Origin of the sequence: Caballeronia sp. LZ043 (assembly GCF_031451075.1) — a bacterium.
Lineage (GTDB): Bacteria > Pseudomonadota > Gammaproteobacteria > Burkholderiales > Burkholderiaceae > Caballeronia.
This window is the reverse complement of the sequence record NZ_JARUXT010000027.1, coordinates 1-2,616: the sequence shown is the minus strand read 5'-3', so window position 1 is coordinate 2,616 and position 2,616 is coordinate 1. Positions and strand designations below refer to the sequence as shown.

The following is a 2,616-nucleotide window of genomic DNA, read 5'->3' as shown; positions in this document are numbered from 1 at the left end:
CGACACGAAGCCAAGCGATGAATGACGACGACTGCGGTTATAAAACACTTCGATGTATTCGAACAAGTCCGCGACGGCTTCGCGTTGCGTGCGGTACCTCGTGCCATGCACTCGCTCGTTCTTCAGACTGTTGAAGAAGCTTTCCGTCGGCGCGTTATCCCAGCAACTGCCTTTGCGGCTCATGGAGCATTGCATGCCGTACGAGTTGAGCTTGCGCTGGAAGTCGTGGCTGGCGTATTGACTGCCCCTATCCGAGTGATGCAGCGCGCCAGGCGCGGGCCGACGGCGGAACCATGCCATCGTCAGCGCGTCGATAACGAGTTCCGTGGTCATGCGCGGCTTGACAGACCAGCCCACGACCTCCCGGTTGAACAGGTCCAGCGTGACGGCCAGGTACAGCCAACCTTCGTCGGTCCAGATGTACGTGATGTCCGAGGTGAACACCTGATTGGGCCCGGCCGGCGCGAAGTTGCGATTCAACACGTTCGGCGCGACCGGCAACTTGTGCCGGGAATCGGTTGTTACGCGGTAACGGCGCTTGTGGCGGGCTCGAATACCGTTGGCGCTCATCAACCGCTCTACCCGTGCCTTGCTGGCTGGGAAGCCGCGAGAGCGAACCTCTTCGGTCATGCGCGGCGAACCGTACGCGCCTTTGACCTCGGCGTGAATCGTCCGAATCAACGTGAGCAACTGCGCATCGGTCAGCCGCTGACGCTCGGGCGTGCCGCCGCGCTTCCAGGCGCGATAGCCATTAACGCTTACGCCAAGGACCTCGCACAGCGCCAACACGGGATATTGCCGGCACTGCGTGTCAATCCAGGCGAACTTCACAGGAGGTCTCTATGAACGCGTCCCGTTTTGCAACAGCTTTCGTGTGTTCAGATTGACAGGATGGGTCGCAGCTCTCTATCCGGCCTTTATGCAGCCGGTGCTGCCGCTGCGGGCCCCTATGAAATGCGCTGACTCGCACCTCATTCCTTCGGCGAGCTCGAAAGCTCCTCCTCCTGTTCAGGTTTTGCGAGTCCCGGTCCTACCTGGCTGGTCATCACACTCGATTGCTGCGCAACCTTTCGACGTTCACCCTTTGCTAAACGTTACTCTTCTCCGTGGCATTCACCGGTCAGGCCGGTTTCATGCTCACGTAGTCTTTTTGGTACGCCCTGTCGTGGGCGAGCACGGCCCAGATCGTGCGCGCCATCTTGTTGGCTAGTGCCACGACCACCACATTTCGCGGTCGCCGCTTCTCCATTTGCTCGACCCACCGGCCTGGCTCTTTCGCGTGCGTTAATACACTGCGAGCGCCGTGAATCAGAAGAGTGCGCAAATAGGTATCACCCTTCTTGCTGATGCCGTGCAGATTTACCTTGCCGCCTGAGCCGGTCTGCCTGGGTACGAGACCTGCCCATGCAGCGAACTCCCTACCCGAGTTGAATGCGTTCGCGTCGCCTATCATCGCGACCGCTGCCGTTGCAGTCAGTAAGCCCACACCAGGAATCTCGCTAATTGCTTTGACTGCGGAGTCTTCCTTCTTCCACTCGCGCATGCGCCGCTCAATCTGAGCAATCTGTTCATCCAGCCTCGCCAACCCGTTCCATTGATCACGCAGAGTGTCTATCAGGACCGCCGGCAGCCGATCCGCAAGGCGACCGAGTACTTCCGGTATTGTCTTGTCGAGCGTCGCTCGCCCCTTGCCCATCACTTCGCCGTACTCCGTCATCAACCCGCGCAACGCATTCACCTGCATCGTGCGGAACTTCACCAGTTGCTCTCGCATACGGTGCAATCCGAGCATAGCCTGCTGTATCTCGGTCTTTACCGCTACAGCCTTGCTTGGCTGCTGTACTGCCAGCCAGATTGCCTTGGCATCCGCCGCATCGCGCTTGTTGCGAATGTTGAACGCCTTGACAAACTCCGCTGGCATTAGCCGGACCTTATGGCCCATCCTGGTCAGTTGCCTCGCCCAATGGTGCGCGCCGCCACAGGCCTCCATCCCTATTAAACACGGGGCACGGTTCGCAAAGTGCTCCAGAAATTTTGCCCGCTTAACCGGCTTGTTCACGACCTCGCCGGTTTGCTGATCGACGTAATGGACCTGGAAAACCTGCTTGGCGATGTCTACGCCCACAGCCATACTGTTCATCGTGCATCCTCCGGTTGCCGGGAAATGCTTGCATTTTCCACCTGGACGCATATCGATGCCGTTGGCCCGTGAGGATCCACCTTTCTTTGCTTACGTTCACGGGTGGGACGCGTTCATTTCATTCCTTCGCGAAGAACGCCGCCGCTTTTTTTGCGATTTCCAGCTCCATCTGCAAGCGCTTGTTCTCCGCTCGCAGCCGCGAGAGCTCCATTTGCTCCGCCGTAACGACTTTAGCCCCCAGACCGTTGAGCTTGCCGGTCTCCGAGGCCTTCAGCCAGTTGCGCAGAGTCTGCGTCGACATACCCAACTCCCGGGATACGGCGCTCAGGCCTTGCCCGTCCTTGACTCGTTGCACGGCGGCTTCCTTGAACTCTGCCGTGTACACCTGGTGCGGTACCTTGAACATCTATGCTTTCCTTTCTTTGGGTCGAGTTTATACGCGACCTGCTGGAAGGCGAAATTTCAGGGGAAGCTCA

At 58.7% G+C, this 2,616-nt stretch carries 1 protein-coding gene and 2 pseudogenes; all 3 read right to left on the bottom strand.

Annotated features, from left to right (window positions below; all coding sequences use genetic code 11):
- A pseudogene (locus QCE64_RS36215) lies at nucleotides 1-837 on the bottom strand (IS3 family transposase); the annotation flags it as partial.
- Nucleotides 838-1,120: 283 nt separating this feature from the next.
- A complete protein-coding gene (locus QCE64_RS36210; protein ID WP_310009143.1) occupies nucleotides 1,121-2,140 on the bottom strand; it encodes an IS110 family transposase in 1,020 nt (339 codons plus the stop codon).
- A 122-nt stretch (nucleotides 2,141-2,262) separates the two neighbouring features.
- Nucleotides 2,263-2,546, bottom strand: a pseudogene (locus QCE64_RS36205) (transposase); the annotation flags it as partial.
- Nucleotides 2,547-2,616 lie beyond the last annotated feature (70 nt).

Excerpts from the sequence above, each read along its gene's own strand:
- QCE64_RS36210 (WP_310009143.1), bottom strand. The coding sequence starts at position 2,140 with ATGAACAGTATGGCTGTGGGCGTAGACATCGCCAAGCAGGTTTTCCAG.